Below are 8,189 nucleotides of genomic sequence, written 5' to 3'. Positions count from 1 at the left end.
GGTCTGTACCGAGTTCAGCGTGTTGCATGCAGTCTGTGGCGGTACATCATGGTTATGTACCGGGCCATGAGGGATCAACTACAGGCGGCTGGCCGTCGCTGCGGAGTGTGGAGCCTGCGCCGGTGCGAACCGGACCGTGTGGTGCCGTGGTACGCCGCGGATCCGGTGCTGGCGGGATTGCCGAGTTTGCCGGAATTCGCTGCTCGTCTCGGTCTGCGGGCGGGCCAGGAATTTCTGATCAATTCCGATGGCCGCGTTATTCCGGAGGTGAATGCGTTCTTCGGGTCGTTGCGGATGCGTAATCGGTCGGAGGGGACGCGGGAGAAGTATGGGTATGCGCTGTGCACCTGGCTGGGTTTTCTGGACGCGGTGGGCAGGTGCTGGGATGCGGCCGGCGCGGAGGACGTGGAGGGTTTCAAGTTCTGGCGGATGACGGACGAGGCGAATACGCAGCGGGTGGCTGGGGGCACCGTGTCGGACAACCTCGATGCCGTCAGTGCCTTCTACGACTGGGCCTCCGCGCGCCACGGGGTACGCAATCCGGTGATGCGGGTGGTACGCCCGCGGTGTTCGCCGCGTGCGGGTACGGCGGGTGTGGCCGGGTTCGAGGCGGCGCCGCATGTGGTGCGCGACCGGAATGTGAAGTGGCTGGACCCGGGCGGCTACGCCTTGTGGCGGGATGTGGGGTTGCGGGGCCTGGACCGCGAAGGGCGGGAGGTGGCCCGGTGGCGGGGTCGCAACAGCCAGCGGGACTGCGCCTTCGCGGACGGCCTCTACGGCACCGGGTTGCGGCTGACGGAGTGGGCCAGCGTGCTGATGCTGGAGCTGCCCGGTGAGAGCTTCGGGCGGGCGTATGCCACAAGCCGGCTGGCGGCGGCCTGCGCCAAGGGCGGGCGGGGACGCCGGTATTGGGTGCCGCGCACGGTGCTGGCGGACACGCTGGGCTACTGCGAGGGCGAGCGGGCTGCGGCGGTGCGCCGCGCCCAGCGGGCGGGCCGCTACGAGTGCCTGGCCGGGATGCTGGTGCTGCACCGGGTGCTGGGCCGGCGGCGGCTGGAGCTGGCCGATTCGACGGGGTCGCTGGTGCGGGTGCCGCTGGACGCGCTCAAGCCGCAGGTCCGCCGCCGGATCTTTTTGACCACGCCGTCGGGGCTGGCGCCGGCGGCGTTGTGGCTGAACGAGGACGGGCTGCCCCGGTCGGCGCGAGGCTGGCAGCACACCTTCGACACCGCCAACGAGCGTGTCGCCCGCGCCGGCCTGCGCGGGGTGGCGGCGAGCGCCCACATACTGCGGCACTCGATGGCCCTGCGCTGGTTCTCGGTGGGACGGCTGCTTTATGAACGCCGCTTCGCCCACCTGGACCCGGAGGAACTGCGCGACTTCCGGGCCCAGTTCGGCGACACCTGGCACCTGGTGCAGACGCTGCTGGGGCATGCCGATGTGACCACCACGATGGACATCTACCTGGAGCCGTTTCGCGAACTGGACGTCGACCTGCTGATCGAGCACGCGCACGGTGCGGTCCTGGCGGAACTGATGGCGGAGATGTTCGCCGGCCACCGCCAAGTCATCACCGCACCGGCGGTGAGCCGGTGAGCGGGCCGGGACGCCGCGCGGTCCTGCCTGACGCTGGCTACCGGCTGCCGCAGCGGCTGTTCGTCGACGAGGACCAGTGCCGGGTGCGGTTCTTCCCCGAACGCGGCGGTGAGGCCGTGGACATCGACCTGTCCGTGCTGCCGGTCTCCCGAGAGCTGCGCGACTGGATGGCATTGGGGGTGCTGGGAGTGACGGGCCCGGCCGGGACTCGCCGCACCACCAGCTCGGCCCTGGACACGGTGAACATCCTCAAGCGGTTCTGCCGCTACCTGGCCTCTTTGTCCAACCCGCCCACTTCTCCAGAGCAGCTCAAGGCCGTCCATCTCGACGGCTTCCTGCTGAGTGGGGCGACCACGCTGCACCGGGACGTGTCCGCGCTGCGGACCATCCTGCGATTTGCCCCCGACCCGCCCGCTCAGTTCGCGGCCCGGCTGGCCCAGGCCAGGGTCGCCAAGTCCGATGCGCCCACCCAGAGCTACACCGAGGCGGAGTTCCGGCGGATCGCCGCGCGGGCTCGGTCGGAGCTGCGGGGCGCCGCCGCACGCATCCGGGCCGCGCGCCGTCTGCTGGCCGGCTGGCGAGCGGGCGTCATCGGCCGGGACGGCGACCTGGGCCAGTGGGAGGAGGGATTCCTGCTGGACTGTTTCGACCAGCACGGGGACATTCCCCGTTACGAGTGCGGAACGCCGCGCCAGTTGGACGTCCTGCGGCGCCTTGGAGGCATCAGGGCCGTCGCCTCGCGTCTGCACCTGACGCATCACGAGATCGGCGCCGCCGCGGTGCTGCTGCTCTGCCTGACCGGCCAGAACTACTCGACGCTGGCCGCGGCGACCACCGCCCACCACCGCCCCGATGGCCACGCCGGCGGCACCCCCACCGCCCAGCTCGACCTGGTCAAGCCCCGTCGCGGCAGCCGCAAGGCCGCCATGACCGGGGCCCTGCGCGACGTCCCCGCCGCCCCGGATCAGGTCCGCGAAGACCTGAGCACCCCGTTCGGGGTCTACGACCTGCTGCTGGACCTGGCGGCCCCGGCCCGCGCACGGCTGGGGACCGATTCCCTGTTCGCCTACTACAACGCCAAAGATCCGTGCGGCCGGGGCTTTCGCCAGGGCCTGCCCAAGGCACTGCTGCAGTTGTGGGGCAAGGCCACCGACCTGGTCTGCGACGCCCCCGATGACGAGGGCCGGCCGGTGCCGCTGCACATCGACAGCCGCCGACTGCGCATGACCTGGCTGGAGATCAACCAGCGGCCCGTCGCCCACACCGAGAGCACGCTGGCCAACGAGTATCTGGCCCGCAACCGCGGGAACCTGACCGAGTACCAGAAGATCGTCGCCGACGTCCTCGACCAGCAGGTCTCCCGGGCCCGCACCGCACCACCGATCCCGGTGCTGTCCGCCCAGGACATCGAACAGGCCCGCACCGAGCCCAAGGCGGTGGCCGCCCGGCACCAGATGGACACCGCCACGCTCCAGCAACTGATCACCGGGCGCCTGGACACCGTGCTCGCCGGCTGCACCAGCCCGCTTCAGAGCCCCTTCACCCCGGCGGGCAAGCCCTGCGGCGCTTCCTTCCTGCTCTGCCTGTCCTGCCCCTGCGCCCGGGCCACCCCCGCCCACCTGCCCGTCCAGGTGCTGGTGCTGGACGCGCTCACCGCTCGGAAGCAGCAGATGACGCCGCTGCGCTGGGCCGAACGCCTGGCCGAACCCGTGGCCCGGCTGACCGACCTGCTCGGCCACTACGCGCCCGCCGTCGTTGCGGACGCCCGCGCCGGGGCCACCGCAGCCGACCACGCGCTCGTCGAGCGTTTCCTGACCCGAGGACTGGACCTGACATGACCCCCACCCCGCCGGCCCCCGCCGCACCGGCCGTCCGCCGTCTGCTGCCCGGCCCCGACACCCCGGTTCTGTCCACCCGCCCGCTGCGGCCCGGAACCACTGTCGCGGACCTGGCACGGTTCGGCGAGGACCGCTGGAACCTGACCCCGGCCCTCTTCCAGGAACACGCCTCCCGCGTCTGCGTCTACTTCCACGACGTCCCGGCCGGGTTCCAGCACGTCTCCAAGGTCCTGGTCTGGCTGATGATCAACCACAGGGACGCCGACGGCACCGGCTTCCTGCCCGGCATGCCGCGGCCGGCGATCCGCACCGTCGTCACCTACTGCCGTTACCTCAAGGGCTTCACCCAGTGGCTGACCGGTCGCGGTATCACCCGCTTCGGCCAGGTCACGGCCGCGGACCTGGACGAGTACGCCGCCGACATCAAGGCCGCACCCGTCTCGCACGACATGCGAGAAGACTTCCTTGCTGTCGTCGTACGCACGTGGACGCTGCGCGAGTTGCTGCCCGACGAGGACGACCGCCTTCCCCAGGCGCCGCCCTGGAACGGCGAACGGGTCCAGGACATTCTCGGCCAGAGCCGCGTCAGCGAGGAGAACCGCACCCCGCGCATTCACCCAGCGACCATGACCGCTCTGCTGAAGTGGTGCCTGCGGTTCGTCGAGGACTTCGCCGACGACATCATCACCGCCTTCGACGAGTACAAGACACTCTCCGCCCGCAGCAGGACCCGCTCCGCAACAGCCCCTGCTGCGATGGCGGGCAGGCGCCGCTCACCAGGCACTGTCCCCCTCCTCGTCGAGGGCCTCCTGGACGACTACCGCGCCCGCGGCCTTCCCCTGCCCGGACGCCGCGACGCCAACGGGCAGACCGTCGTCAACCACTACATCCTCGGCCTCCAGCTCGGCATCCAGATCACCGGCAAAGCCCGCAGGACCGTCACCGTATCAGGGCTGCCCGTCGCGGACGACGCCTACCTCACCGCGCCCGTCCACGGCCTGCTCGACGGCCGGGCGTGGCTGGCCACCCGCATCACCTACGAGCAGGCCCCCGTGCTGGCCCGGCACCTGAGTACCGCATGCCTGGTCATCATCGGCTACCTGTCGGGACAGCGCCCCGGGGAGACGCTCAACCTCGAACGCGACTGCATCGAGCACGACCCGGTCACCGGCCTGATCCTGCTGCGCGGCAAGCACTTCAAAGGTGTCCGCCACCCCGACGGCACTACGCGCGCCGAGGGCGAACAGCGGGCCGACCCCTGGGTGGTCACCGCGCCGGTCGCCACCGCCGTCACCGTGCTCCAGCGCCTGCACACCGCGCGCCTGCTGTTCCCCAACACCCTCCTGGTCAACGGGAAATCTGGGGCCGGCTCCCTGCGAGAGCGCGTCGGGCGGGCCCGCAACGACTCGCTCTGCAACAAAGACATCACCCGCCTGATCGAGTGGATCAACGACTACTGCAAAACCCACCAGCGCGACGACGCGGTCCCCGCCGACCCCACCGATGCACGCATCGCGCTCAGCCGCCTGCGCCGCACCCTCGCCTGGTTCATCGCTCGCCGCCCCCGCGGCCTGGTCGCCGCCGCGATCCAGTACGGCCACGTCCGTGTCCAGATGACGCTCGGCTACTCCGGCAACTACGCCTCCGGCTTCCCCGACGACCTGGCCTTCGAAGAATGGCTCGCCCGCCTGGAAACCCTCGCCGAAGCCCACGACCAGCTCGAAGCCGGCGAACACGTCAGCGGCCCCGCCGCCGACACCTACCGACACCGCGTCACCGCATCCACCCACTTCGCCGGACGTGTCCTGCGCACCGCCCGCGAAGCCCACACTCTCCTGACCAACCCCGACCTGCAGATCTTCCCCGGACAGGGCATGACCTGTGTCCTCGACCCAGCCCGCGCTGCCTGCCGCCTCGCAACGGACGAACGCAGCAACCGTCGCACCCCCGACCTCGACGACTGCCAGCCCTCGTGCGCGAACATCGCGCGCACCGACCGCGACATCGCGTTCCTCCAGGGCCGCCGCGACGAACTGCGGGCCGTCGTCGATGACCCGCTGGCCCCTCCCATCCGCCACGCCCGCGAGCAGCACGAACTCGCCCGCCTCCAGCGGATCCTTACCACCCACCAGGAGACACGCGCGTGAGCACCGACCGCGAAGCCGAACGCGGCGCCATCCAGGCCGCGATCCAGCGCCTCCTCGCCGGCACCCCCACCCGCTCCACCGGAGCCCTCACCGTGGTCCAGCTCGCCGCCGAAGCCGGAGTCAAACGCTGGGTCCTCACCCACAAACACCCCGACCTGCGACAGGGATTCGAAGCAGCCCGCGAAAGCGTCAACGGAATTCCTGCCGCATTCCAACACCTCCAGGCCAAGGTCGACGACCTCGAAGCCACGAACAAACGGCTACGCAAGCGCAACAGCGAACTGGCCGAACGAAACGAGATCTATGCCCAGGTCATCCACGCGCTCACCACCGAACTCACCGAACTCCGGCAAGACCGGTCCCTCCCGACGAACGTCCGCCGCCTCCCGACCGAACCGACCCGATCGCTTCGGACCTGACTCTCCGGCGCTCCACGCCGAAGCGAGGACGGCCACACACCGGTGGATTGGCACCGGCAGTCCTGCCACCATGAGGGAAGAGATTTTCCGGTATTCCTCGACACGTATTCGCCTACCGGACCAGAGAGGCTACTGATCACGATGAATCACCCGGACCGGCGGTGGACCTTCCTGACCAGTCACGCCAGGGTGCTGCTGACCATCGCCAGGGACCCGTCCGCACGGCTGCGAAGTATCGCCGCCGCCTGCCAGATCACCGAACGAGCGGTCCAGACCATCCTCGCCGACCTCGAACAGGAGGGCTATCTGCACCGGCGACGGACCGGACGGCGCAACGAGTACACCCTCAACCTTGAGAAGCCCTTCCGGCACCCGGCGGAAGCCGGCCTCGTCGTCCGCGCCCTTGTCGAACTCGCTGCCGGCACTTCAGCTCAGCCGCCGAAGACGGCTTCTGCATCGGTGACGGTGTCATAGACGCGCAGGAGCTGATCTACGCCGGTCATCTGCAGGATCGGCCGCAACGACTCAGGCACACACGCCAGGACCAGCACAACCCCGCTCGCATCCGCCTGCCGCCAGGCCCCGATCAGCACGTTCAGCCCGGCCGAGTCACAGAACGAGACACCGGACAGGTCCAGCACGATGAAGCGGGCACTTTGCGACAGCAGTTCCTTGAACTGCGGGCGAAATACCGGGTCGGTCACATAATCCATCTCGCCACTGACCCTGGCCACCAGGCAGCGGCCGGAGACGATCGTCTCAACCGATGGATCAGCCACAGCAACTCTCCCAACCGTCTCGTCAGGAGACAACGGGCGGAATCTCGACAGGAGCCTACCGACCCCCTGCCCCGCCTTGGACGTCCTACTCAGGCATTCACCCCGTGCCGTCAACGATCACCTCGCGGCGGCTGACGCCCAAAGGTGCCGTCCGGGCGGGCATGCAAGCCCGCTCTTGCCGCTTGGCCGCCTCTGCTGGCCAGCATCGCGGCCCCTTCGGGATGCCGCCGCAGCCACCTCGACGATCTCCGAGTGTCAATAGATGTGGATGTTACCGACCTCTTGCACAATTCACTCATGCAGCCGCTGCCGGTTCCCTGCCCCGCCCACCTCATCCCAGACGCCAGCGGCACCGCGGCTTTCCACCAGGCATACCGGCAGGCCATGGCGCACGGCGCCGTGTTCATCGCCATCGAATCCGACGGTCCGCGATGGACCGTGAAGGCGGACACGCTCACCGCCGGCTCCGGACACTCCGTCGACGACACCGTGAACGACGCAATGCGGGCCGCGATCACCCGCTTGGTCCACAACCGCGAGGTCGATGCGGACGCCTACACAGGACCGATCTACTTCATGATGCACAGCGTGACGAGCCAGGAGCGAGCCCGCGAACTCGCGGCCGCACTCCACGCCGCCCTGCACGGAGACCTGGCACCCCTCAACCGGGCAGTTCCTCCCACGTCCTGACACGACGCGAGAAGCCGCAAACCCAAACCGCGACCACCGCAATCAGCCGAGCGCCTGGCCTGCCGACCTACATCGCGTCCGGCAGCCCCGACGGGCTGACGCTGCGGGCCCGGTGACATCGATCCGCATCGACATTGATCAGGCAGAACCACGACAGCTGACTACCGAGTTCGTGTCGAAACGACGTCGACGAGAAACGGCCAAGCCGCCCTGCCCCGCCCTGGACACCCGACTCACCATCCCCCCACGCGAGACACACTCGTGTCCACGGTCAGCCAGTGCCGTCAGCTCTCGCGAGCTGACTGGACACGCGCGTGAGCACCGACCGCGAAGCCGAACGCGGCGCCATCCAAGCCCCGATCCAGCCACTCCCCAGCAGGCACCCCCACCCGCTCCACCAGGACCCTCACCGTCGTCCAGGTCGCCGCAGAAGCCGGAGGCAAACGCCGGGTCCTCACCCATAAACACCCGCGACAGGAATTCGATGCAGCCCGCGAAAGCGTCAACAGAATCCCCGCTGAATTCCAACACCACGAATCGAAATCTATGCCCAAATCATCCACGCGCTCACAACTGAACCCACCGAACCGCGACAAGACCGGCCCCTCCCAGCGCACGTCCGCCGTCACCCCACCGAAGGCGCAGCACCACAGCGGATCTGATGCTCCGGCGCTCCGCGCCGGAGCGAGGATGCAACAGTCCCGAATAGGTGACAGAGGA

Annotated in this window: 7 protein-coding genes; 6 read left to right on the top strand and 1 reads right to left on the bottom strand. The window is 69.3% G+C overall.

The annotated features are described in order from the left end of the window. The 5 genes from RND61_RS32115 to RND61_RS32095 all read left to right on the top strand — a co-directional run. Positions 1-1,596, top strand: a 1,596-nt coding sequence (locus tag RND61_RS32115; protein WP_315881701.1) for a hypothetical protein, incomplete at its 5' end; no start/stop codon positions are given. After that, on the top strand, positions 1,593-3,434 hold the full coding sequence (locus RND61_RS32110) for a hypothetical protein (protein WP_315881700.1): 1,842 nt from the start codon (positions 1,593-1,595) through the stop codon (positions 3,432-3,434). The genes RND61_RS32115 and RND61_RS32110, both read left to right, overlap by 4 nt. Continuing rightward, on the top strand, positions 3,431-5,581 hold the full coding sequence (locus RND61_RS32105; protein WP_315881699.1) for a hypothetical protein: 2,151 nt from the start codon (positions 3,431-3,433) through the stop codon (positions 5,579-5,581). Before RND61_RS32110 ends, RND61_RS32105 begins: the two co-directional genes overlap by 4 nt. Next, complete coding sequence (locus tag RND61_RS32100) at positions 5,578-6,000, top strand: hypothetical protein (RefSeq protein WP_315881698.1); 423 nt, start codon at positions 5,578-5,580, stop codon at positions 5,998-6,000. The genes RND61_RS32105 and RND61_RS32100 overlap by 4 nt, the downstream gene beginning before the upstream one ends. Positions 6,001-6,141: 141 nt before the next feature. Then, positions 6,142-6,474: a helix-turn-helix transcriptional regulator gene (locus RND61_RS32095; RefSeq protein WP_315881697.1), complete on the top strand. Its 333-nt coding sequence runs from the start codon at positions 6,142-6,144 to the stop codon at positions 6,472-6,474. On the opposite strand, the gene RND61_RS32090 is transcribed toward RND61_RS32095, so the two are convergent. Next, the gene (locus RND61_RS32090; RefSeq protein WP_315881696.1) at positions 6,432-6,779 is read right to left on the bottom strand and encodes an STAS domain-containing protein; all 348 of its coding nucleotides are present in this window, start codon (positions 6,777-6,779) and stop codon (positions 6,432-6,434) included. The two genes, RND61_RS32095 and RND61_RS32090, sit on opposite strands and share 43 nt — an antisense overlap. A 297-nt stretch (positions 6,780-7,076) precedes the next feature. Here RND61_RS32090 and RND61_RS32085 point away from each other — a divergent pair, with 297 nt between their 5' ends. Continuing rightward, the gene (locus RND61_RS32085) at positions 7,077-7,469 is read left to right on the top strand and encodes a hypothetical protein (RefSeq protein WP_315881695.1); all 393 of its coding nucleotides are present in this window, start codon (positions 7,077-7,079) and stop codon (positions 7,467-7,469) included. The last annotated feature ends 720 nt before the right edge of the window (positions 7,470-8,189 follow it).

It is taken from the genome of Streptomyces tamarix (genome assembly GCF_032423885.1).
Lineage (GTDB): Bacteria > Actinomycetota > Actinomycetes > Streptomycetales > Streptomycetaceae > Streptomyces > Streptomyces tamarix.
This window is presented reverse-complemented; position numbering and strand designations above follow the sequence as displayed.